This window comes from Rhodoferax sediminis (genome assembly GCF_006970865.1).
GTDB lineage: Bacteria > Pseudomonadota > Gammaproteobacteria > Burkholderiales > Burkholderiaceae_C > Rhodoferax_A > Rhodoferax_A sediminis.
On the sequence record NZ_CP035503.1, the window covers coordinates 923,339 to 943,853 of the forward strand.

At 58.5% G+C, this 20,515-nt stretch carries 25 protein-coding genes and 1 riboswitch; of the genes, 10 read left to right on the forward strand and 15 right to left on the reverse strand.

The genetic code is table 11. The features are described 5' to 3' along the window. The first annotated feature begins 136 nt into the window (after positions 1–136). Together EUB48_RS04400 and EUB48_RS04405 are read left to right on the forward strand one after the other, a co-directional pair. The gene (locus tag EUB48_RS04400; protein ID WP_142817786.1) at positions 137–397 is read left to right on the forward strand and encodes a hypothetical protein; all 261 of its coding nucleotides are present in this window, start codon (positions 137–139) and stop codon (positions 395–397) included. Between the two features lie 184 nt (positions 398–581). Then, a complete protein-coding gene (locus EUB48_RS04405; RefSeq protein WP_142821089.1) occupies positions 582–1,547 on the forward strand; it encodes an IS481 family transposase in 966 nt (321 codons plus the stop codon). Positions 1,548–1,797: 250 nt separating this feature from the next. Here EUB48_RS04405 and EUB48_RS04410 read toward each other — a convergent pair whose 3' ends face one another. The 4 genes from EUB48_RS04410 to EUB48_RS04420 all read right to left on the reverse strand — a co-directional run bounded on the left by EUB48_RS04410 (position 1,798) and on the right by EUB48_RS04420 (position 4,577). Continuing rightward, on the reverse strand, positions 1,798–2,106 hold the full coding sequence (locus EUB48_RS04410) for an acylphosphatase (RefSeq protein ID WP_142817787.1): 309 nt from the start codon (positions 2,104–2,106) through the stop codon (positions 1,798–1,800). A gap of 46 nt (positions 2,107–2,152) precedes the next feature. Beyond that, positions 2,153–2,632, reverse strand: a complete 480-nt coding sequence (locus EUB48_RS04415) for a hypothetical protein (RefSeq protein WP_142817788.1) — start codon at positions 2,630–2,632, stop codon at positions 2,153–2,155. A 200-nt stretch (positions 2,633–2,832) separates the two neighbouring features. After that, positions 2,833–2,970, reverse strand: coding sequence for a hypothetical protein (locus EUB48_RS21280; RefSeq protein WP_168226699.1), 138 nt, complete (start codon positions 2,968–2,970; stop codon positions 2,833–2,835). Positions 2,971–3,161: 191 nt separating this feature from the next. Beyond that, on the reverse strand, positions 3,162–4,577 hold the full coding sequence (locus EUB48_RS04420) for an aminotransferase-like domain-containing protein (protein WP_142817789.1): 1,416 nt from the start codon (positions 4,575–4,577) through the stop codon (positions 3,162–3,164). 177 nt (positions 4,578–4,754) lie between these two features. Here EUB48_RS04420 and EUB48_RS04425 point away from each other — a divergent pair, with 177 nt between their 5' ends. The 4 genes from EUB48_RS04425 (at position 4,755) to EUB48_RS04440 (ending at position 8,198) form a co-directional block, all read left to right on the forward strand. Beyond that, positions 4,755–4,943 (forward strand): DUF2970 domain-containing protein, encoded by a 189-nt coding sequence (locus tag EUB48_RS04425; RefSeq protein ID WP_142817790.1) that lies wholly within the window; start codon positions 4,755–4,757, stop codon positions 4,941–4,943. Positions 4,944–5,053: 110 nt separating this feature from the next. After that, positions 5,054–5,665 carry a c-type cytochrome gene (locus EUB48_RS04430; RefSeq protein WP_142817791.1) on the forward strand — a complete coding sequence of 204 codons (612 nt, stop codon included), beginning with the start codon at positions 5,054–5,056 and terminating at the stop codon, positions 5,663–5,665. A gap of 29 nt (positions 5,666–5,694) precedes the next feature. Then, complete coding sequence (locus tag EUB48_RS04435) at positions 5,695–6,948, forward strand: c-type cytochrome (RefSeq protein ID WP_142817792.1); 1,254 nt, start codon at positions 5,695–5,697, stop codon at positions 6,946–6,948. Between the two features lie 317 nt (positions 6,949–7,265). Continuing rightward, a complete protein-coding gene (locus EUB48_RS04440) occupies positions 7,266–8,198 on the forward strand; it encodes a cation diffusion facilitator family transporter (protein WP_142817793.1) in 933 nt (310 codons plus the stop codon). Between the two features lie 117 nt (positions 8,199–8,315). Here EUB48_RS04440 and EUB48_RS21825 read toward each other — a convergent pair whose 3' ends face one another. From EUB48_RS21825 to EUB48_RS04470, 6 genes are all read right to left on the reverse strand, one after another. Beyond that, positions 8,316–8,444: a hypothetical protein gene (locus EUB48_RS21825; protein WP_274595976.1), complete on the reverse strand. Its 129-nt coding sequence runs from the start codon at positions 8,442–8,444 to the stop codon at positions 8,316–8,318. 359 nt (positions 8,445–8,803) lie between these two features. Continuing rightward, entirely contained in the window at positions 8,804–9,349 is a 546-nt protein-coding gene (locus tag EUB48_RS22095) for a GFA family protein (RefSeq protein WP_476705530.1), read from the reverse strand. Between the two features lie 53 nt (positions 9,350–9,402). Continuing rightward, a complete protein-coding gene (locus EUB48_RS04455; protein ID WP_142817795.1) occupies positions 9,403–9,975 on the reverse strand; it encodes a TMEM165/GDT1 family protein in 573 nt (190 codons plus the stop codon). 3 nt (positions 9,976–9,978) lie between these two features. Continuing rightward, a riboswitch (yybP-ykoY riboswitch) is annotated at positions 9,979–10,160 on the reverse strand. Positions 10,161–10,532: 372 nt separating this feature from the next. After that, complete coding sequence (locus tag EUB48_RS04460; RefSeq protein WP_142817796.1) at positions 10,533–11,060, reverse strand: DUF1697 domain-containing protein; 528 nt, start codon at positions 11,058–11,060, stop codon at positions 10,533–10,535. A 144-nt stretch (positions 11,061–11,204) separates the two neighbouring features. Then, on the reverse strand, positions 11,205–11,615 hold the full coding sequence (locus tag EUB48_RS04465; protein WP_168226700.1) for an ester cyclase: 411 nt from the start codon (positions 11,613–11,615) through the stop codon (positions 11,205–11,207). 263 nt (positions 11,616–11,878) lie between these two features. After that, complete coding sequence (locus EUB48_RS04470; RefSeq protein WP_142817798.1) at positions 11,879–12,490, reverse strand: LysE family translocator; 612 nt, start codon at positions 12,488–12,490, stop codon at positions 11,879–11,881. A 473-nt stretch (positions 12,491–12,963) separates the two neighbouring features. Between EUB48_RS04470 and EUB48_RS04475 the strand changes: the two genes are divergently transcribed. Beyond that, positions 12,964–13,137, forward strand: a complete 174-nt coding sequence (locus EUB48_RS04475) for a hypothetical protein (protein ID WP_244618330.1) — start codon at positions 12,964–12,966, stop codon at positions 13,135–13,137. A gap of 633 nt (positions 13,138–13,770) precedes the next feature. Here EUB48_RS04475 and EUB48_RS04480 read toward each other — a convergent pair. Continuing rightward, complete coding sequence (locus EUB48_RS04480) at positions 13,771–14,088, reverse strand: HU family DNA-binding protein (protein WP_142817799.1); 318 nt, start codon at positions 14,086–14,088, stop codon at positions 13,771–13,773. 212 nt (positions 14,089–14,300) lie between these two features. Here EUB48_RS04480 and EUB48_RS04485 point away from each other — a divergent pair, with 212 nt between their 5' ends. Together EUB48_RS04485 and EUB48_RS04490 are read left to right on the forward strand one after the other, a co-directional pair. Next, complete coding sequence (locus EUB48_RS04485) at positions 14,301–14,663, forward strand: H-NS histone family protein (protein ID WP_142817800.1); 363 nt, start codon at positions 14,301–14,303, stop codon at positions 14,661–14,663. Between the two features lie 111 nt (positions 14,664–14,774). Beyond that, the gene (locus EUB48_RS04490; RefSeq protein WP_142817801.1) at positions 14,775–15,095 is read left to right on the forward strand and encodes an ATPase with chaperone activity; all 321 of its coding nucleotides are present in this window, start codon (positions 14,775–14,777) and stop codon (positions 15,093–15,095) included. A gap of 257 nt (positions 15,096–15,352) precedes the next feature. Here the strand turns inward: EUB48_RS04490 and EUB48_RS04495 are convergent, their stop codons facing one another. Beyond that, positions 15,353–16,054 (reverse strand): hypothetical protein, encoded by a 702-nt coding sequence (locus EUB48_RS04495; RefSeq protein WP_142817802.1) that lies wholly within the window; start codon positions 16,052–16,054, stop codon positions 15,353–15,355. Between the two features lie 535 nt (positions 16,055–16,589). After that, entirely contained in the window at positions 16,590–16,886 is a 297-nt protein-coding gene (locus EUB48_RS04500; RefSeq protein WP_142817803.1) for a hypothetical protein, read from the reverse strand. 413 nt (positions 16,887–17,299) lie between these two features. Between EUB48_RS04500 and EUB48_RS04505 the strand changes: the two genes are divergently transcribed. Continuing rightward, positions 17,300–17,971, forward strand: a complete 672-nt coding sequence (locus EUB48_RS04505) for a helix-turn-helix domain-containing protein (RefSeq protein WP_338052421.1) — start codon at positions 17,300–17,302, stop codon at positions 17,969–17,971. A 216-nt stretch (positions 17,972–18,187) separates the two neighbouring features. On the opposite strand, the gene EUB48_RS04510 is transcribed toward EUB48_RS04505, so the two are convergent. Both EUB48_RS04510 and EUB48_RS04515 read right to left on the reverse strand, forming a co-directional pair. Then, the gene (locus tag EUB48_RS04510) at positions 18,188–19,180 is read right to left on the reverse strand and encodes a methyltransferase (protein ID WP_142817804.1); all 993 of its coding nucleotides are present in this window, start codon (positions 19,178–19,180) and stop codon (positions 18,188–18,190) included. Between the two features lie 389 nt (positions 19,181–19,569). Next, positions 19,570–20,313, reverse strand: coding sequence for a hypothetical protein (locus EUB48_RS04515; protein ID WP_142817805.1), 744 nt, complete (start codon positions 20,311–20,313; stop codon positions 19,570–19,572). Between the last annotated feature and the right edge of the window lie 202 nt (positions 20,314–20,515).

Sequence of the window (20,515 nt, forward strand, 5' to 3'; positions counted from 1 at the left end):
AAGGTCTGTAAAGAAAAGTATAGGTAGTCAACGTCGAGAGGGTGCCTACGTTGTGGATACAAGCCAGAATAAAACTTTGGCTCGCTCGAGATGGTCGGAGCTACTACGATTGTCATTTTTTGAGTGAGTACTAATCATGTTGAATATCAAGACCCTTATCGCTGCTGCGTTGCTTTCAAGTGTTGCTGCTGTGTCGTTCGCTCAGGCGCCTGTCGCGCCAAAGGATGAAGGCGCAACCCCTCCCGCAGCTGTGACTGCGCCCGCTGCTGCAAACACAAAGACGAAGCCCGCAGTGAAAAAAACCACAGCAAAGAAGCACACTGTCAAGAAAGTAAAAAAAGCGAGCGCCGCCAAGAAGGCTGATGCTGCCGCACCTGCGGCCTCTGCTGCCAAATAAGCGAGCTGACTTCTGGATAAAGGGGGATGGGGCAACTCAACTCCCCTTTTTTCTGCTCTGGTCACTTATTCGTGACCGCAGGCTTGGCTCTTTAATTTCGTCCAGACTTCCAGGCGATTTGACCTAGGTGTTCAGTCCCGGAATTTAATGGTGCAATCTTTTCGTTTGAATGGAAGGAAGCACTATGGTCCAAGTTCCTCACGGCTGCGCCACGACGACAGAGGCGGTACGTCGAGCAATACAAAATAGTCAAGAGAGTCTGAGGGCCCTGTCCAGGCGCCATGGAATCAACCAGAAGACGGTGGCCAAGTGGAGGCGGCGTACCTCCACAGCAGACCATCCGACAGGCCCGAGACAGCCGAAGTCCACGGTGCTTTCCCCGCAGGACGAGGCGATCATCGTTGCCTTTCGCAAGCACACGCTGCTGCCGCTAGACGACTGCCTGTACGCACTGCAGCCCACGATCACCCATTTGACGCGCTCATCGCTGCATCGCTGTTTGCAGCGCCATGGCATCAGCCGGCTGCCGCAGATCGAGGGCGACAAGCCGGCGCGCAAGACGTTCAAGCGCTACCCGATCGGCTACTTTCATATCGACATCGCCGAGGTGCGCACTGCCCAGGGCAAGCTATATCTGTTCGTGGCCATCGACCGAACTTCGAAATTCGCCTTCGTGCGCCTGGAAAAAAGTGCCACGGTTCAGACCGCCACAGCGTTCCTGCAGGAGTTGATCGATGTGCTGCCCTACAGGATCCACACAGTGCTCACCGACAACGGAATCCAGTTTTGCGACCTCCCCTCGCGCAGGAATGGTCCGACGGCCAGGTTGCGCATGCATATGTTCGATCGCATCTGTGCGAGCAACAGCATCGAGCATCGCACCACCAAACCCAACCATCCCTGGACCAACGGACAGGTCGAGCGCATGAATCGCACTATCAAGGAGGCCACTGTCAAGCGCTACCACTATGACGGCCATGAGCAACTCAGGCAACACCTGCAAGACTTCATCGACGCCTACAACTTCGCCCGGCGCTTGAAGACTCTCAGCGGGCTGACGCCCTATGAATACATCTGCAAATGCTGGACTTCAGAGCCAGATCAATTCACCATTGACCCGATCCATCAAATGCCGGGACTAAACACCTAGGTGAAAAGTGTCACCCACATGTGTGCTCCTGCTTTGTCCGCCCGCCCGTCGTTACTCGTCTGTCGGGGCGTCCATCGCGCGCGTCAAAGTGGAAGCAGTTTATGGCTGCCTGACTGAATCACGACGCGCCCCGGCTCAACGCGTTCATGTTGTCACACAAAATCTGACAAGGCAATATCAGGTTAACGAGATGCGGCAAGGTCCGTAAAAGGTCGCATGGCGTCCGTTGGGACAGAGCTCAAACATGGCCTTACAGGGTGGGCAAGCGGTTGAAGGGGTCGAACCGAGGGAGCGGTGGCTGCATCTCCGTCACCTCAATCTTGTCGACAACTGCTGCGGATATGCCATCCCGAAGCCAGTTGCACATGTCCGCAAGCTGCTCCGACGAGCCCTGGAGCATCACCTCTACCGAGCCATCCACGCGGTTACGGACCCAGCCGGTGACGCCCCGCGCCCGCGCGCGGCGCACGCAAGCTTCCCGATAACCGACGCCTTGTACACGGCCATATATTCGCACCAGCCGATTCTGAATCGTTCCATCCTTGTCGAGAGAATCCATGTGCGCAGCCCCTTGCATGCGCATGTATCCGTTGGCACATCCCCGCCTAAGGTCTAGCACGGCTCCCTTCCCGATGAGTCGCGATGGAGCCCGCCTTCGCGGCCCACACCGTCGTTACTCGCGGGGCTGGCCTGCCAACGAGATATCGATTTGACGCGCGGATTTCTCCCACCGCTTCAGCCGGCCTGCCAGGAGAGTCCAGTGATACCGTGACTGGACTCTGGCGGGGCTGGGCCAGCAGCCAAAGGGTGGCGGCAACCACTTGGGTGGCTTCCACGCTGTGGCCGTTGAACGCCGGGCTGAGTTCAAGCAGGCGGGCCTGAGGCATAGCCGACTTCACCTTGGCAAGCGCGTCCATCACGGCCGCCATCGCACCGTTCGCCTCTCGCGTGAAGCGCAAGGCGAGACTCTGCGCACCGGTGCCCATGAAGGCGTGGCTGCAGCCGGCCTCGGCCAGGCGTTTTAGTAGTCGGCCGGGCTCGGAACCCTCTCGCAGTTCAAACCTCAGTGTGAAGCTAAATTCCATTGGTTAACTCCTTGAAGGAAATTGAGAGGCGCTGAAAAAAAAGCACCTTAGTCTTTTAGGCCATTCTCGTCCGTTAAATCGATATTGTCATCAAGGTTTGTAGATTTAAGGACCATGTCACATGTTCCTGCCCAGCGCCTGGCCTAGGGCGCCAAATGCCCTGCCACAGATGGTGCCCCACAGATTTTGCGTAGCATGGCTCAGCCTTCGTCGCGCCGGGATATGGTCTTCTTCTCCAGCGGCTTCTTCACTTGATGAAATGCCGTCGCCGGGGACAGCCTCCCCGCCCGGGGGACGGGGAACACCAGCATACCGAGAAAGCCCGGTGCGTCTTTCACGGCTCGTTAAGTATCCAGCGCAATGATGACAACCTGATGAATTGGCGCCGAACGAGTCGGACGTGTCCCGTGAGGTCGTCTGTCCGGTGTTGGCCAAAACGAAAAGGTGACGTGTCTACGAAACCTGGGGCGGTTCATTTTTCCGCGCTCGACCTACCACAGCGTGAGGCCCGAAGGAATTCAAGGGAGTGTCAGCGTGCTGCGAGGGCCCGGGCAATCTTTCCGACGGTTTTAATGGCTTCTTCGAACTGCTTGTTCTCGGGGTGGCCGAAGTTGATTCGAAGGTGATGCGAATAGCGATGGTCGGCGGAGAACAGGTGTCCCGGCGCGATGCTGATGGCCTGGGAAAGCGACAGGCGGTGAAGCTCGAGCGCATCGATGGGCTGCGGCAGCTCCACCCAAATGAAATAGCCGCCATCGGGCTGCGTAACCTTCGTGCCAGACGGGAAGTGCTTGGAAATCAAGCGCACCGTCAACCGCCTCTGCTCAGCGAGCGCCTGGCGCAGCTGCCGCAGGTGCCGGTCGTATCCGCCACGCTGCAGGTATTCTGACAAGCCTTCCTGTGCGGGAACGCACGCGGAGAGTGAGCTCATCAGCATGCGTTTTCCAACAGCGGCCGCGAACCGGCCGGCGGCGGCCCATCCCACCCGGTAGCCCGGCGCGAGGGACTTGGAAAACGAACTGCAGTGCATCACCAACCCCTTCTTGTCCCATGCTTTCGCTGGCCGCGGTTTGTGAGGACCGAAGTACAGCTCGCCGTAGACATCATCCTCAATCAATGGAACGTCGTGCTGGGCGAGCAAGGCAACCAGCGCCTGCTTCGCGGGTTCAGGCATCAAACTGCCCAGAGGGTTCTGAAAGTTTGGCATCAGCCAGCAAGCCTTCACCGGGTGCCGCTCCAGCACGGCTGCAAGCGATTGAACGTCAATACCCGTGCGGGGATGCGTAGCCACCTCGACCGCTCGCAGGTTCAAGCGTTCCAAGGCTTGCAGCGCCGCATAGAACGTGGGTGATTCGACGGCGACAAGGTCACCCGGGCCGGTCACGGTCTCGAGACAGAGGTTGAGCGCCTCCATCGCGCCGTTCGTGATGACCAACTCCTGGACATCAACGTTGCAGCCCATCGCCAGGTAGCGCAGGGCAATTTGCCGGCGCAGGTCGGCACTACCCGGAGTAAGGTGCTCGACTGTCTTCCAGGCGTCAAGGTTCCGGGCCGCCCTACCCAGCGCCAGTGCGAGCTTTGGCAACGGGAACAACGACGGGCTGGGGAACGCCGACCCCAGGGGAACCAGGTTTCGATTTCGTGCATGGCCAAGAACCTGGAATACGAGCTCCGAGACTTCGACTTCATGCTCGTGCGCAGGGGGCTCGGAAGCCGCCGGCTCGCTTTGCACAGTGCTGGCGTGGCTCACGAAGTATCCGGAGCGCGCCCGCGCCTGCACCAACCCACGTGCCTCCAGCAGGTAGTACGCCTGAAAGACGGTTGAAGGACTGACGCCGCGGCTTTCGCTCGTATCGCGTACAGAGGGAAGCCGGTCGCCCGGGCGAAAGATGCCGCTCGCGATGGATTCCGAGATGCCCTGGGCGATTGCTTCGTAGCGCTTCATGACAGTGAGTCTTTCGACTCTGATATGTGAAATATATGCATGTCATGAAACTGTACTGTATTGACCCTTGCAGATGAGAAAAGCCCCACCATTCTGCATCTGATATGCAATTAATTCGCAATTCTGAGGCTACCAAAGAAGCAGGAATAGCGCCATAGTTGTCACAGAGGTGCTGTCATGAATTTGCTTGTTTACATCCGTACCGTGCTGTGGAGTTTCATCGGAATTGGCAGTCGCTCTGGCAGCAGTGAAGACTTGGCCAAGGTAAAGCCGCTGGGCCTGTTTGCGGTGGCCATCGTCCTGCTGGCCGCTTTCCTGTTCACAATCTTTGGGCTGGCGAACCTGGCCGTGAGTACACTAAAGTGATACGTTCGATACGTCGAGGCGGTGCAACGTTGCTACTGCTGGCGGGGCTGCAATCTTCATGGAGTCAAGCCGCTGAGTCACCCAAACTCGGTGCAGGAGTGCAGAACACAATGGTCCAGCGCATGCAGGCCTGCGTTGTGTGCCACGGCAAGGAAGGCCGAGCCACGAACCAAGGCTACTTTCCCCGCATTGCGGGAAAGCCGTCAGGCTACCTGTACAACCAGTTGCAGAACTTCAAGTCTGGGCTGCGCAAGTACGAGCCGATGAACCACCTCGTGCAGCACATGTCTGACGGCTACCTTCAAGACATTGCGAAGTACTTCGCTGAGCTCGACCTGCCTTACCCAGCAGCCCGGGCTAGCGGGCTGACCGCGGTTGAGCAGCGCACCGCCGAGAAACTGGTCCGGCAAGGGGCACCAGAGCGCGGCATCCCCGCGTGCATATCCTGCCACGGCCAGCAAATGGCGGGGTCGCTGCCGGCGATACCAGGTCTCCTCACGCTGCCTGCAGACTACCTGGTGGCTCAGCTCGGCGCGTGGAGAACCGAGCAAAGAAAGGCAAAGGCACCCGATTGCATGGCCGACATTGCCAGGCGACTGTCACTTGATGAAGTTTCGGTCATGGCGAGGTGGCTCTCAGCCCAGACCTCGCCAAGTGGCGTCGTGCCGGCGCCCATTGCCATGCAGCCGCATCCGATGCGTTGTGGGAGTGAGGAGCAGTGAACACATCGAGAGCTCCGTACCGCCGCTGGATGTCCTTGCTGCTGTACTTTGCAGGCCTCCTTGCTTTTGTTGGCATCCTCGTCGCGTGGCTGAACGTACGCGGAGAAGCACCACTGAGTACAGGAGCACCAACGGCAGCAGCCAACCCGGCGCTCATCGAGCGGGGCGCATACTTGGCTCGTGCAGGCAATTGCATGGGCTGCCATAGCATGGCTGGCTCGGCAGAATTCGCCGGCGGCCGCGGCATCGAGACTCCGTTCGGAACCGTGTTCGCCCCCAACATCACTCCGGACCCGAAAACGGGCATCGGCAGCTGGTCGACGGCGGAGTTCTGGCGAGCCATGCACTACGGTCGCTCCAAAGACGGCCGACTGCTGTACCCGGCATTCCCCTACCCGAGCTACACGAACGTCACCCGCGAAGACTCTGACGCACTATTTGCTTACCTGCAGGCTGTGCCACCGGTGGAGCGGGCGAACAAGGCGAATGACCTGCCGTTCCCGTACAACACGCAAGCGGCATTGGCACTGTGGCGGGCAATGTTCTTCCGCGCCGGACCCCTGCAGCCGGATACGCAGAAGACGGCCGAATGGAACCGCGGCCGGTACCTCGTGGACGGTTTGACGCACTGCGCTGCCTGCCACTCCAGCCGCAACTGGTTAGGTGCGACGAGCGTGAACGCCAAATTCGCTGGCGGACTCATGCCGGACGAGGCCTGGTATGCGCCTTCGCTCGCGAGTCCGAACGAGGCAGGCCTGCAGAAATGGCCGCGCGAGGAAGCAATCAAGCTCCTCAAGAACGGAGTGTCCCAGCACGCGGCCGTGTCCGGCCCGATGGCGGATGTCGTTTACAGCAGCACGCAGTACCTGACCCCGCAGGACCTGAACGCCATGGTCGATTATCTGGCAAGCATCCCGGTGCGCGAGAGCGAAAGGAAGCAAGCCGCGCGAGCATCCTCTCGTGTGCTGGACCGTGGAGCGAAGGTCTACGAGCAACAGTGCGCGACATGCCACGGCGATAGGGGACAAGGCGTGCCGTCCATCTACCCGGCCTTGGCAGGCAACCGTGCGGTGCTGCTGCACGCCCCAAACAATCTGGTGCAAGTAATCCGCAATGGCGGGTTCTCGCCCAGCACGGCGGGCAATCCGCAGCCGTTCGGTATGCCACCTTTCGGTCAGGTTCTGAGCCATGAGGACATCGCCGCCGTCGCCACGTATGTCCGCCAGGCATGGGGCAATGCGGCACCTGCCATCTCAACATTCGATGTTCACAGAGTCTGGTGAGCCCGAGATGTTCTGTCCCCGACCGCCGTATCAACGTCAAGCTGGAAATCCAGATTGATGACTCAGCTTGTGGTGGCATTTGCCAGCGCGGATGTTCGCTATTAATCAATGAGTTGAATGTCCGCAGTTGGTCGTTATGAGTCATCCGGGGTACTACTTCCACAACTGCCAATCGGTATTGGTCGCCCCCCCAGCCACGCCAACGACGTGTTGACCTATCCCGGACCATGGCGGAGGGCCACGATGAAGGTGCTATCTTCTTCGGTTTGAACAGAGTGGCTATGGTTCAACCCGTTCAGCCTCACAAGGATACTCAAATGCCAAAAAGTTCCGGTTCGCTCAAGGCCGTCTTCTACGCGCTCGGCGCGAACGGAGGTATTGCTCTGGCCAAGGGGGTCGCTGCGTTCTTTACCGGTAGCGGCGCTATGCTCGCCGAGGCCCTGCACAGCTTCGCTGATTGCGGCAATCAGGTTCTTCTGCTCGTCGGCATGCAGCAAGCCAAAAAGCTGCCAACACCGGACCACCCAATGGGATACGGCCGAGTCGTTTACTTCTGGTCCATGATGGTCGGCGTTCTTCTCTTCAGCATTGGAGGACTGTTTTCGGTCTGGCACGGGGCGCAATCCCTGCTGCATCCGGAGCCCGTGAAGTACCTCCTGCCATCTCTGAGCGTACTGCTGGTCGCGGTGGTTCTCGAGAGCGTGAGTCTGCGCGGCGCATTGCAGGGGTTGGCCGCAGAGCGCGGAGAAAAGAGTCTTTGGCGCTGGTTCCGCGAAACGCGGCAATCGGAACTCCTCGTAATCACGGGCGAAGACATCGCAGCCCTCGCTGGCCTGGCCATGGCATTTGTGGCGCTCGCGCTTACGGGTATCACTGGAAGCCCGATTTTTGATGCCTTGGGCTCGATTGCGGTTGGTCTCCTGTTGATGGGGGTCTCGTTCGCGGTCACCACGGAGGTCAAGAGCCTTATTACCGGGGAGTCTGCTTCTCCAGAGATGCGCGCGGCCATCACGGAGTTCGTCGCTAGTCAGCCGGAGGTGGAGCGCATCGTGAACCTCATTACTTTCCAGTTGGGCGCCGAGGTTGCTGTCGCGGTGAAGGCAAAAATGGTCCCGATGCCCAGCGCAGATGCACTGGTTTCAGCTATCGATGAAGTAGAGGAGCGCTTGCAGGCTCACTTCCCCAATCTACGCTGGTCATTCTTCGAGCCCGATGCGGGCAAACCCAAGCCCAAACTGGGCGCCCTGTAAAGTCAGCAAGGGACGAGAACGTCTGCTGGAGAATGGCCGCTCTTGGCCGGGAAGTTCCTGACACGTGCGAGCACTGGCGCTTACCAAACCGAGTGGCTTTTCAGTCACTTGTGCTGGCTATTCGAGGTTGGCGTCGATACGAACAATTTGCCCGTCCTCGTTCACGGTCATCTCTAGAACGCCAATCTCGTGTCCGAAGTCGCCGGTGAAGTCGACCTGTCTGTAGTGCGAGTGTCCAGTGGGCAAGGCTCATGAGATTGCCCCAGCTGCCCGGCATGGAGGTCATGCACGCGCTGGTCGGCTGCCAAAAGCGCTCGACAAACAGTCTGATTCGGCGCTTCCAATCGCTTGACATCATTTTTTCCCCATCGACGATGCGCCCGCAGGATACCGCACCTCCAGACTCCTAATGGGCAAGCACTGGTCCCCTCGTTTGACGTGGCTTGGCATCGATGGTCCGCTCTTGGACCCAGCAAAGCTTGTTGTGCGCGCGCCGCGAAGGTCAGCTATCGGGCGAATTGGGCGATGCCAGCCAACGACGGGGCTTGGTCGCATGGCGCCGACCAGGAGGCGCCCTTTGCGGTCGTACGAATTTTCAGAAGACCTCAGTTTGCCATTGTCGGCTCGACAAACTGAACATTTGAAATCCAATTGCGTCGTCTACGAGCGAGCCGCGACTCGACGCTCTCTCCTTCGAACGAAACGAGAGAAGGGCTTAGGAGCGACGGCTCCACGTTATTGAACGTATTGACGTTCACGACGGCATAGATGTGCTCATAAAGCGAGCTGGTGACCAGGGGAACAACGCCACATCGCGCACAGACATGAAACTGGGCCGTACATGTTCCGAAGACGTACCTGGAGACGAGCCGCGGGTCCGCAATCGTTACCCTGAGAACCCCGATGGGATTGGATGTCCAGACGCCGCGATGTTTGGCGCAGAACGAGCAGCTGCACGCGCGCGCTGGAATCTCGGAAGGCTCCGGCTCCCAAGTGAACTCGAACGAAATGTTGCCGCAATGGCAAGCGCCCGCAATAACCACGGACTCCTCCTGTTCCTCAGCAGCCTCCCCATCGGAGGGTCCGGTCGGCCGCATTCTGGTCATCTTACCGGAAGGTCGGCTCCTGGTCGATAACTGCTCTGCCGGCATTCAAGCTGGAATTGTCACCGTCGGCTTCGGGCCCTGAGCTGGCCGGCCAGTTCCTAAAAAAGCTTGTCAGCTTGAAACAAGGTAAGTAGGCCCATGACCGCGAAAATGCCTGCGGCAATGGAGTGCACCAACTTCATGGGTATCTTGGCAGCAAATTTGTTGCCGACGAACACGGCAGGAACATCGGCCAAGAGCATGCCCAAGGTCGTTCCAGCAATGACCATGACAGGCGCTCCGTAATGGGCGGCCAAGGCAACGGTGGCAATCTGCGTTTTGTCACCCATCTCAGCCAGGAAGAAGGTGACCAAGGTTGCACCAAACACACCAAGATGCTTGGCAACCTGCGTTTCCTCTTCCTCAATTTTGTCGGGAATCAGGGTCCAGATAGCCATCGCAATGAAAGACGCTCCCAGTACCCAGCGCATGATGTCCGGGCGGACGACCGAGGTAATCCAAGCCCCAAGGGTGCCTGCCAAACCATGGTTCACCAGCGTGGCAACCAAGATGCCAGCGATGATGGGGATGGGCTTCTTAAAGCGAGCGGCCAGAATGAAGGCAAGGAGTTGGGTCTTGTCGCCAATTTCAGCGAGAGCAACGACACCAGTAGATACGAATAAAGCTTCCATGAGGGGTTCCAAGGCCAGACAAAAAAACAATGACCACAGAGCCCTCCCGGCCAAACCGAAGGCAATGTGGTCAAAGGTCTTGTCAAGTTTGAAACCGCTTGCACCATGGTCAAACAATGACCAAGTATGTTGACGCAAGCCCCTCCGAATTGCTCGAAGGGAGACTACTCCCCAGTGACAGACGAATTCTAACCTGCGAGCCTCAGGTTGCTGCGATTTGCAGCGAGGCCTGCACACCCATGAGCACACCGACAAGTCCCATCAAGGCGCAGGAGAAGTAAGGCATCTTGCGTGCAAGGTTGGAGTCCAAGCATTGACCCGCTGAAGACTGTAGTCACGAGAGGCAAGCTGGTGAACGGCTGAAAAATAAACCCGATGCAGACAGACTCGTCACCAACACGAAGGCGGCGAAGGTACAAGGCACTTTTGAGTACTGCTTTGACGGGGTAAAGATTGAGAGGACATTCTGGCCGTGCGACGAATGGCCGGTTGTGGTCGCACTCCGCCGAACATCCGCATTGGAGACTGGAACTTCGCGATTGAGTTTGCGCGTTGACTCAATCCCGGTATTCAGACAGCCCGGTTGCGATGTCCACCAGCTTCGCCACCGTGTTCATGTTGCGCGCCGTTCCCGTCTTGGCCGCCGGAATTCTCAGCTTTGACGAGGCGATGTCTTTGTCGTAAAAAACATAGAGTTCCCGCTGTCCAGGCGCGATGAGTTCAGTCTGCTGGCCGACGGCACCAGAGACCGCGTCGGAAGGCGGCGGCGCATCCAGGAATATCGCGACCGTCCGACTGGGTTGCATGTCCCGAAACGGGTTGTGCGCGAGTACGGATTGCATCTCGACGGCTGTGCGCACCAACGCCCCTACCGGCTTGCCGGCATGGGCTGCAAGAGCGCTCTCCAGCGCCGCCTTCACCCGAGCCTCGGTCTTGCCGCTGGAGAACACGACATTGCCGCTGGCGATGTAGGTTTGGACCCGCTTGAAGCCCGCTCGCTCGCAAATGAGTTTCAGGTCGCGCATCGCCAACTTGCCAGTTCCTCCAACATTGACGGCTCGCAGGAGTGCAATGAAAACGGTCATCGAAAAATTCTAGCCACTTTCGCCGAACGGTCGAGCGTCTGCTCTTGGTCGGATTTAGCCCGATGGACGAGTGACCGCCCCCGGTCGACTACTTCCGGCACAGTTTGTGGGTAACAGATTAAGGCCCGCAAACGAAGTCAAACCTCACGGTAACGCACCGAGCTGTTGCATGAGGCCCAGCGTGTCCATGAGAATTCGAGTGGATTTGATTTTCGCGCCTTCGAAGCGGTCAATGACCATACCCGAGACGCTGACTGACCTCTGCGTAGGAGGAATTCCCAAAAAGGCACCCTGATGGGTTCCGTGCCAAACAAAGCGCGTCAGCACGCGGTTGTCTTCCGCCATCTGCTCTTCGACATCCCAGTGCATGTCGGGAAACGCCTGCCGCAACATAGCCAACGTCTCCTTGAGGCCTGCCAAGCCAGGACCTTGCCCGGGCAACGGGACTTCCTCGACCATGTCGATGTGAAAGTAGTCGCCGGTCGCATCAATGTCGCCGACGGATAGCACTTGATGCAGAAACTTTTTGACAGTGGCTTTGTTCTGTTCGAGCACGTTATACCTCGCAGGTGCAAAGTCGAGATTGCACATGATACCGGCTAAGTTCAGGGGAGGGCCGCCTTAAAAACGGAAGCCCTACCGACTCTCGCCGGTCCCGAGAAACCAGCGACATCCCGCAATACCTGATGACGAACGCTACCGGGCTGAACTCCAGGGCTGAACGGCCGCTCCTGGTCGATTTGCGCCGCCTGCACCTGTGCCTAAAGGGAATATCTGCCAGAGAGCGGACTCATGCGGGTCTGCATTGCCGCCTGGCCTCATTTCATCATCGGCAAAGCCACGCCAATGGCTACGAACAGACCTCCGCAGACGCGATTGAAGCGCTTGCCGGCACGCTCGAGCAACGGACGGATGCGATGCGCCAGAAGTGCCAGCAGGTATTCCACGATGCATTCAACCGTCACAAAAATGACCGCCATGACAATGAACTGAATCAGCAGGTTACGGTGCGGGTCGATGAACTGGGGCAGGAAAGCGGCGTAGAACAGCAATGCTTTCGGGTTGGAGACAGCCGTCAGCAAACCCTGTCGAAGCATCGTGGCACCCCGGGTGTCGGCTTCGGAGGCATCTGGCTGAAGGCGAATCGCCGGCGCCCGCCAGAGCTGAATGCCCAGCCATACCAGGTAGGCGCCACCTACCAGCTTGAGTATGGTGAGTGCGCTCGCCGAAGCTTGCAGCACGGCGCCAATGCCGAACATGGACAATGCAATCAGAGCCGCGAAGCCGAGCGCCCCGCCTGACACCGTGAACAACGTCTTGCGATGGCCGTGCAACGCACCATGGCTCAACACCAGCAGACTATTCGGGCCGGGCGTCAGCGACAGACCCATTGCAGCGACAAGATAAAGCAACCAAGTGTGTAGGGCCATCGAATCTCAGCTCGCTTGTTCGTACATGGAAACCAGTTTACAGCGACACGCCATGAACTCGGTGGTTAAGTCTTCCACTTCGTGCCCGGTGGCTGGTTGACGCCAATTACCTTGGCCGGTCTCTCTCCGCGTTGCGCGTTCTATGGCGACTCCGTTGCTGCGTGAGGTGCGTTCGGGTCGTTAGGGGTTTGTCAACCTTGAACACCTGCATGGCGTCAATCAGCCTTCCGCGGGTACCCAGTTCAACGCGTATGACGCGTCCGCTCCCAGGCATACCGCCGCTTTGACGGCATTCCTACCTCGGTGCGCAACGACCGCTTCACCCTTGGTCGATGAGCTGCATCAACCTTGAGGGGAAGTCGAAACAGGACTCCGTTCGGTTGCGGGACGACGGCCGCCGGTCGAACTATCATGGCCACAGTGAAATGTAGAAAGAACGTTCAGAGATGAGACAGGCCATTGGAGTAATTGTCTTGGTTGCCGCGCTGGTCGCAGCCGAACTGTGGACGTCCGGCGCGAAGCGCGGTTGGGGAGCCATGGTGGGTGCAGGACTCGGCATCATTATGGTCGCCTGGGTTGTGAAGGTATGGCTTCGCAACCGTCAGCGCAGGCGTTTGATGGACATGCGCGACTCGGCGCTTTGGTAAGACCTCGAGCAGAAATCGGCCGGGTGCCGCTGCTCGGACCGATTCATTTCCCACTTGCGTCGAGCGTTGGTCGCTCGGCCCTTCAATGTTCAACCCACCGCGACCGTTTGAATGCCCCGCTCCGGCCACATTCCGCCCGGTCGGTCCAGTAGCCAATGGTGCCGCTCGCTGCGTTGAGTGGCTAGGCATCCCCGTGGCGAATCGGTCGGCGACACGCAATCCAGCGTGACCGATTCGAGTCGATTCCTGCCTGAGGGGATGCCTTGTCCCCACTTTGAATCGTTTAGCCGTGAGCGCTCGGCCCTGTTGGCAAGTCTATCCACCGCTGGTCAAGAGGGCCACTACGTGTGCTGATTTTTTGAGCGACGACGGCATACCCAAGGTTGGCGCCACGTTCGCAGGTTGTGCATACCTTTATCCACAGCTTAGACCACGGTTCGCAGGGGTAACTTTGGGCGGCGAGCCGGGCTGTATCCGGCTTGATGACCCGCAGCTCTGGCTCCGGCCACGCAGGTAAGACTCGTGAAGATAGGACCAATCCCCGTGAAAAAAAAGCCGCCACCCATCGGGTCAAGCGGCATCTACTTTCACCGAGCGACGCAGAGCCGACCGGGAGGAGGTGAGTTCTGCTGGCTACTTGGCAGCAGCCTTGGCGGCCTTGCGAGCAGCAGCCTTCGGGTCAACGATGGCCTTGAACCTTGACCCAGCCGTGAACTTGGGCACGGTGCTCGCTGGGATTTTGAGCGCAGCGCCAGTGCTCGGGTTCTTGCCAGTGCGGGCAGCGCGCTTTGCGGATTTAAAGGTGCCGAAGCCGACCAGAGTGACTGAGTCACCTTTTTTGACGGCAACCTGAATGGTTTCAATGAGGGTATCCAGGACGCGTCCGGCAGCCGCTTTGGACAGGTCTTGGTTCTTGGAAACAAGCTTTTCGATGAGTTCAGCGCGATTCATTTTTGATTGGTTGCAATGGAGTTGATGAGGTGGTGAGTTTACTGGGTTAACGACTGGAGGCCTTTGGCGTCCCCATAGAAGGTGATGGAAATCGGATTTCGCCAGGCTTGCGACTAAGCAGTATTCGTTCCGGCTTATCAATTCCGGATGAACTCAATTGGGGTTAATTTGCGCTATGCTCTGCGCCTCTTCTCAAAAAACAGGAATTATCAATGGCAAAAACCCTCGCTCAATTGAATGCCCAGATTGCAGAACTGCAAAAAAAGGCTGATGCGGTAAAGGCAAAGGAAGTCGCCGGCGTTGTTGCGCGCATCAAAGAGGCGATTACACACTACGGACTGACGGCCGCCGACCTGGGCCTTTCGGGACGAACTGCCAAGGGCGTCAAGACTATCGAGGCAACGGGAAAGGTCGTCGCAAGGAAGACACGTAAGAAGGCGGCCAAGAAGCCTGCTGGCGTGATTCGATACCGCGATGACGCGGGCCACGCATGGACTGGCCACGGTATGCGCCCGAGGTGGTACAAGGACGCGCTGGCGTCGGGTAAGACACCGCAAGACCTGGAAGTGAAGTAGAGCGAAACCCCTCGGTGGAAAAAAATGCTGCCCGTTGCCGCCGACAATGTTGGTGTCCGGCTGTAGCGCCCGGGCACGTTCTACCTGGCAACGGGTGCAAGGAACCTCATCGTGTCAGACGAATACCAAATTGAGATTCCGCAGTCATTCATGGTGCTGTATGTCGACCCTGGGCGACACAAACCCAACGCCCCTCGGGAGGTCGTAGCCAGTCGCTATGAACTCTGCGAAGACATGGCCGACATGCTCACTGAACACGCGAGGGACATGTCTTTCAGATTGGATATGACCGAGATGGACGTACTTGTGCGTTGCCTCCAGGGCTTGAAGGCAGATGCTGAGGCGGTGACCGAAAAGGAGGCGGAGTGGGTGATTCGCCGCCTCGCCGAACTGTTGGACTGGGCGTTGCCAGACTTTGCCGTCGTCGAGTAGAGATGTGCGACGTCGGGCGGCGGCCGTTTTAAGTCAAAGGGTTGCATCCCAACACTGTCGGCGAAGCCGAAGGTGACCTTGTGACCTTGCGTATCAGCGTGTGACGCCGCAGTTAGTCGAACAGTTTGCCTCCCTGGCAGACTTCTGCTTTGCGCCCATCGCGGTCATTCGACTTTCTCGGAAGCAGACGTTCAGACTGACACTCGGGCGTGTGCCATACGGCAGCTGTTTGCGTCGCTTTATTTCATCGCTCGCATTCAGCTCAGGCAGGCTTGCCGCGCGGGGTGCGCCAGCGCCTGCTCGAAGCTGAGAAGGGCAATGTCCCCTTGAGCCATTTCGGGCGCCTCAACGGTGTTGTCCCGTCGGCTCGGTCTCAAGAACCAGTCGTTCTTCGCGGACTGGGGCGTGCCGTCGCCGGCCGCGTAAATTCCCTGCAACGCCAGCCCCACAGTCATTTCGCCCATCGTGCCACAAGACACGGCGTGCGCGATGGCGTTCAGCGCGTCAGGGAGGAGCTCGCACTGGACGAACCAGTCATCGTCGTTGCCGAGACCCAGCTTGTGATGAACAACCCCCACCCTTGCGCAGGTGTAATGCGGCGCGCTCCCTTGCCTTTGCACCAGCTCCTCGCGCCTGTAGCGTATATCCTCATCCAACGCATGAAAACCGATGCCGAGCATATGAACCTTGTTGTCTGGGTCGCCGACAACCGAAATTGACCCTCCTTCGAGTGCCGCCCTTCCCCGCACATACAGCGACATCGCCGGCGCCAGTCCGAGTTCCTTGTCGCCGAAGCGAAACCGGCGCGCCTCGTTGAACACCTGAAGATGGCGGACATGCAGGTACATGGTCCGATTGGGGTTGAGAAGGTAGGTCTGCTGTAGGCCTTCGTGTGTCTCGATGACGAGCTTGTTGTCGACTTCGGCGTGGACCCTGGCCACAGTTTTTTCCTGATTCATTGAGTTCCCTGAATTGGCACTTCATTGCCCGTACGGATGGAGTTGCCATGGCTGACTGGCCGGGGTCGCGACAGAATCTGCCCGTCGGTGTGTTGCAGGTTCCGCGGCGCAGTCGGAGCGATAGGTGCCCCGACCCTGGCGTGGAAGAGCCCGCGACTTGCTCGAGCGTCTGCTCAACGTGGTGGAGTGGGGAGGTCGCCCCGCAGATGTTTGCGCGCTCGCCAAATAGGCGATGCCGGTCAACGCAATCCGCGGGGGCTGGGCATCTGCGATGCCCGAAAAAACAGAGACAGGAGGCAAAAGGTTTCCGTACTAAAGCAGATGGCCCCCTTTTTTTCGGGAATTCTATAGGTGCCAGTCCTGCGAACAACGGCGAGCAGCATTGGAAAAGGGCCGAAACTGTGAATTAATGCCGCATGACGGCACTTGCGCATTGAAGGAAAAGGCCTTTGGCCGCCACGTGCAGGTCATGACGGCGCTCGGGGACAGCCCAGGGCGGCGAGTCGGAGCCAACGCCTGGCAAGCAAATGCAGCCTCAGAACTCGGTCTTGAGGATGATGAATTTATCCCCGGACTTCTGCTCGATCATCACTTGGCTCTTGAACATCGGGTGCGGTGGGTAACCGGGCGACCCCGCGGAGATAACCTGCTGGCTCACCTGAGGCGCCGGCGGGCGCGCCACAATCCTCAGGGAAATCTGAAAACTGGCGCTGCCTTGTCCTGCGCCGACCGACATCGGCAGCATCGATGAGGCCACACCGAGAAATACTGCTGCGAGGCACACTGATTTCCAACCTGCCGGCCTGGACAATGGAGCTTGTTTCAGGTTCATGGCTCTTTTAAATGACGTTGCCCGCAAGCACTTACCCAGCAGTCGCTCGATGGCCTGGTTACGCAGCCATCATCTCAGGGCTCGTGTTCTGAAACTCATTCTGCTCAGGGTCTTCCTCGGGCGGACGGTGCAGGTCGACCGAGGCCAAGTCGAGGCTGAGGGCGAGTAATATCGCCATGGGGCATTTGCGGCGCGTCAACGCCGCTGCTCATGTAGTGTTCCCCAACTCCACCGGGTGAATGAAAATGCATAGCAATAATCAAGAAAAGGCTACGCCCCGTGCTGGCGTTGAGTCTCCCGTTGTCCCCGGGACCATATTGCCCCGTCAGGCATGGCCCGGGATGACGCCAGCCGTGCCGCCAACCTCGGAGGGCGCTGGCCACCACCTGCGCGACTATTTCCTACCGCGCGGCATGAGTGACGCCGACTTGGAATGCCTGGAAAGCCTGGCGTTGAACCGGCGCAAGGTCAGGTCTGCGCAAACGCTCTACCGCGAGGGAGACCCCTTCGTCTTTGTCTATCTTGTGCGCAGCGGCACGTTGAAGTCCAGCTTGGCGATGGCGGATGGTGGCGAGCGGGTGAACGGCTTCTACATGGCGGGCGAACTGACCGGGCTGGACGCGGTGGCCTATGGCCGCCATGCCAGCAGCGCCACGGCCCTGGAGGACACCGAGGTTTCGGCCATTCCTTACGCGCAACTCGCCAAATTGGCGGCCGGCAACGCCGACATGCAGGGCCTCGTCGCCCGCCTGATGAGCCGCGAGATTGTGCGCGAGCACAGTCACGCGCTGCTATCGCAGTTGAGGGCCGAGGGGCGGTTGGCGGCGTTCCTGTTGAACCTGTCGCGACGCCTGAAGGCCCGTGGCTACTCACTCAGCGAATTTCACCTGCGAATGACGCGCGCTGACATCGGCAGTTACCTGGGGTTGAAGTTGGAAACCGTCAGCCGGACGTTTTCAATTTTCCAGCAACAACGCCTGCTTGAAGTAAACGCACGACATATTCACATCATCGACCGGGACGCTCTGACGCGCGTCTTTGAAACCCATGCGCATGATGACGCTTGGCAAAAACCGGAGCGGTGAGTTCTAGCTAACGCCTGGCAAGCGGATGCAGCTTCAGGGCTCAGCGGCGATGTCGATGAACGTCTTTCCGGGATTTTCTTCGGTCGCCCCCTGGTCTTTGCACACCTGCATCGGTGGGTAGCTGCAATGAGTTTCGGCTCACAAGCTCAGGGGCGGATGAGCTTCCAGTTCGCGCCCGAAGCTGACATATAGGCTACCTCAAAGTTGTCGATATCTTCACCTCGACCGCAGAACCAAAATACTCCCAAGCGACCGAAGACGCACGACTTCTTCGAGTACCAACCCACTAGCTTGAATGACCAATTTCCATTCGGACAAGGTCCGCTCGCGTCCTCGACAGCCAACGAACATCTGCATGTCAAAGGAAGCGCTAGCGATGTTGGCGCCTGTTTCCGGCATGACCATCTCAAGCACCCCTACGTACGCGCCACTACTTCCGATGGCTTCATGAAGCTTTTGCAGTGCTCGTATGCAAGTGCTGTCGTCAAATGCATGCAGGACGGCCGAGAGCAGATAAATATCCTTCGCACCGGTTGCTGCCGGAATCGCATCGAACAGGTCTCCTGCCTGAAAGTGAAGGCGTTCGACGCCATCCGTATGCTGATTTGCCCAATACCTTTGGGCTTCCTCAACAACCTGCGGCCGGTCCACAATCAGCGCAACCAAATTGGGATGGCGTTTCAGAATGGAGAGCGCCTTGGTTCCACGCGAGCCGCCTATATCGATAATGCGCTCGAATCGGCTCCCATCTAGGTCGGTGGCGAACCCGTCGCCCGCCAATGCCTCAACACTGTCCATGGCTTCTGAGAAAAGATGGTCGAAGTCTGCATGGTGGTCGAGGTAATCAAATAATTCCTCGCCGTGGCTGAGTCGGAACGGCGATGTGCCGTCACGAATGCCGGCTTCCAACTTCTCGAACCAGGGGCGGCTCATGAGCTCCGAGTTGTGCATCAGAATCATGGCCCGCACACTTTGCCTGTCGTCGCTACGCAGACAGTTGGACAGCTTGTTATTGCGGTAGACCATGGGAGCCACTTCCTCGAAGACCCCCATTGCCGCAAGCAATCGCATCAGACGCCCAAGAGCGTCACCGTTGGCACCAACCCGTCCAGTAAGCTCTGATGCATTCAGGCTTTCCGGCCCAAGAACGGTTGCTACGTCCAGTCGAGCTGCAGCGAAGAGTGCTCGTGATTGCCAGTAAAAGGCCAGTTCGAGCTACCGCCTGGCGGGGATACGGACTCAGAACTCAGTCTTGAGGACAATGAATTTATCCCCGGACTTCTCCTCGACTACCACCCTGTCCGTGAACATCGGGTGCGGTGGGTAGCCGGGCGACGCAGCGGAGATAACCTGCTGGCTCACTTTGGGCGCCGGCGGGCGCGCCACAATCCTCAAGGAAATCTGAAAACTGGCGCTACCTTGACCTGCGCCGACCGAAATTGACAGCATCAACGCGGCCAAGGCAATGAATAGGGTTGCAACGAAACATCGCTTCGCCCGCACGAACCCGGTAGGGGAGCGACGTCTAATGTTCAACGTAAATGGCTTCACCCCATATTCCCGGGAGCGTTGAAAGAGCGCGTAGTGTGGCAATTCGGTTATGCCAACATAGGCGCTGGAATCGTGTCGTCGAATGCATAGCGCTGAGGGACGGCCTCGAGCGACGAATGCGCCAGAGCTTCCTCGAAGCTGAGCAGGGTAATGTCGCCGTAGGCCATTTCCGGTGCGTCCACGGTGTTGTCCCGGCGGTTCGGTCTCAAGTACCAGTCGGCCTTCACCGACTGTGACGCGCGGGCTTCGCTTGAATAAATTCTGCGCAACGCCAGCCCCACGCTCATCACGCCCATCGTGCCGCAAGACGCGGCGCTTGAAATGGCGCGCAGCGTGGCAGGAGGAACCTGACACTGGATGAACCAGTCGTCGTCAATGCCGATGCCGCGACTGTGACGGACGAACCCAAGTCTGGCGCAGGGGTATCGCGGCGCCTGACCGTGCTTTTGCGCCAGTTCCATGCGCTTGCGGCGTAAGTCCTCGTCAAGCACATAGAAGTCGATACCAAGCGTCCGGACCTTGCTGTCGGGGTCGCCAATGATCGAAATCGACCGGTCTTCAAGCGTGGCCGTGCCCCGCACGAGCAGTGACATCTCGGGCGCCAGCCCGAGGTCGTCATCGCCGAAGCGAAACAGGTTCACTTCCCTGGACACATGGAGTTGCCGGACGTGCAGATACATCGTCCGATGTTGGTTGAGGCAGTAGGTCTGCTCACTCCCGTCGCGTGTTTCGATAACCAATGCACCGCCGGCTTCGGTCTTCACCTTGACCGCAATTTCTTGCTTATTCATCCATTCCCTCGGGTCGGCGTCAGATTGCTCCCTTTTTCTGCCTTGAAATAAGTATACCGATGTGGTTACTATATGTAACAAATAGCTTGTGAAAAAGCTGAACCCATGCCGCAGTGTTGCTTGACCGCACGGGCAATCGTTGAAAGATAAAACCTTGGAACTACTTGTGCATCGTGTAATGGAAGGAGGTACACAGGCATTG

Excerpts from the sequence above, each read along its gene's own strand:
- EUB48_RS04400 (WP_142817786.1), top strand. The coding sequence starts at position 137 with ATGTTGAATATCAAGACCCTTATCGCTGCTGCGTTGCTTTCAAGTGTT.
- EUB48_RS04405 (WP_142821089.1), top strand. The coding sequence starts at position 582 with ATGGTCCAAGTTCCTCACGGCTGCGCCACGACGACAGAGGCGGTACGT.
- EUB48_RS04410 (WP_142817787.1), bottom strand. The coding sequence starts at position 2,106 with ATGGATTCTCTCGACAAGGATGGAACGATTCAGAATCGGCTGGTGCGA.
- EUB48_RS04415 (WP_142817788.1), bottom strand. The coding sequence starts at position 2,632 with ATGGAATTTAGCTTCACACTGAGGTTTGAACTGCGAGAGGGTTCCGAG.
- EUB48_RS04420 (WP_142817789.1), bottom strand. The coding sequence starts at position 4,577 with ATGAAGCGCTACGAAGCAATCGCCCAGGGCATCTCGGAATCCATCGCG.
- EUB48_RS04425 (WP_142817790.1), top strand. The coding sequence starts at position 4,755 with ATGAATTTGCTTGTTTACATCCGTACCGTGCTGTGGAGTTTCATCGGA.
- EUB48_RS04430 (WP_142817791.1), top strand. The coding sequence starts at position 5,054 with ATGGTCCAGCGCATGCAGGCCTGCGTTGTGTGCCACGGCAAGGAAGGC.
- EUB48_RS04435 (WP_142817792.1), top strand. The coding sequence starts at position 5,695 with ATGTCCTTGCTGCTGTACTTTGCAGGCCTCCTTGCTTTTGTTGGCATC.
- EUB48_RS04440 (WP_142817793.1), top strand. The coding sequence starts at position 7,266 with ATGCCAAAAAGTTCCGGTTCGCTCAAGGCCGTCTTCTACGCGCTCGGC.
- EUB48_RS22095 (WP_476705530.1), bottom strand. The coding sequence starts at position 9,349 with ATGCCGGCAGAGCAGTTATCGACCAGGAGCCGACCTTCCGGTAAGATG.
- EUB48_RS04455 (WP_142817795.1), bottom strand. The coding sequence starts at position 9,975 with ATGGAAGCTTTATTCGTATCTACTGGTGTCGTTGCTCTCGCTGAAATT.
- EUB48_RS04460 (WP_142817796.1), bottom strand. The coding sequence starts at position 11,060 with ATGACCGTTTTCATTGCACTCCTGCGAGCCGTCAATGTTGGAGGAACT.
- EUB48_RS04470 (WP_142817798.1), bottom strand. The coding sequence starts at position 12,490 with ATGGCCCTACACACTTGGTTGCTTTATCTTGTCGCTGCAATGGGTCTG.
- EUB48_RS04480 (WP_142817799.1), bottom strand. The coding sequence starts at position 14,088 with ATGAATCGCGCTGAACTCATCGAAAAGCTTGTTTCCAAGAACCAAGAC.
- EUB48_RS04485 (WP_142817800.1), top strand. The coding sequence starts at position 14,301 with ATGGCAAAAACCCTCGCTCAATTGAATGCCCAGATTGCAGAACTGCAA.
- EUB48_RS04495 (WP_142817802.1), bottom strand. The coding sequence starts at position 16,054 with ATGAATCAGGAAAAAACTGTGGCCAGGGTCCACGCCGAAGTCGACAAC.
- EUB48_RS04500 (WP_142817803.1), bottom strand. The coding sequence starts at position 16,886 with ATGAACCTGAAACAAGCTCCATTGTCCAGGCCGGCAGGTTGGAAATCA.
- EUB48_RS04505 (WP_338052421.1), top strand. The coding sequence starts at position 17,300 with ATGAGTGACGCCGACTTGGAATGCCTGGAAAGCCTGGCGTTGAACCGG.
- EUB48_RS04515 (WP_142817805.1), bottom strand. The coding sequence starts at position 20,313 with ATGAATAAGCAAGAAATTGCGGTCAAGGTGAAGACCGAAGCCGGCGGT.